This window comes from Dyadobacter sp. SRI_021, assembly GCF_057586235.1.
Genome location: NZ_JBYCZM010000054.1, coordinates 1 through 305 on the forward strand (window position 1 = coordinate 1; position 305 = coordinate 305).

The 305-nt window shown below is 45.6% G+C and carries 2 tRNA genes; both read left to right on the forward strand.

Annotated elements, in window-relative coordinates:
* The first annotated feature begins 35 nt into the window (after nucleotides 1-35).
* A tRNA-Ile gene (locus AC2YIT_RS32235) sits at nucleotides 36-109 on the forward strand.
* Between the two features lie 59 nt (nucleotides 110-168).
* Nucleotides 169-242, forward strand: a tRNA-Ala gene (locus tag AC2YIT_RS32240).
* The last annotated feature ends 63 nt before the right edge of the window (nucleotides 243-305 follow it).

Here is a 305-nt window from a genome sequence, read left to right on the forward strand (position 1 = left end):
GAATTCTGCTTTTGGTTTATCTTTATCATATATAAGGGCTTGTAGCTCAGGTGGTTAGAGCGCGACACTGATAATGTCGAGGTCCGTGGTTCGAGTCCACGCAGGCCCACGGAATGCAAGAGTACAATCAGGGAAACGTTTCTGATTGAGTTTATTAACAAGAATTTTGGGGGATTAGCTCAGCTGGCTAGAGCACCTGCCTTGCACGCAGGGGGTCAACGGTTCGAATCCGTTATTCTCCACATTGCCTCAAATGAGGGGTAACGAGTTCATTGACATATTGTGAAGTAGAAGAGAAGAAGAAA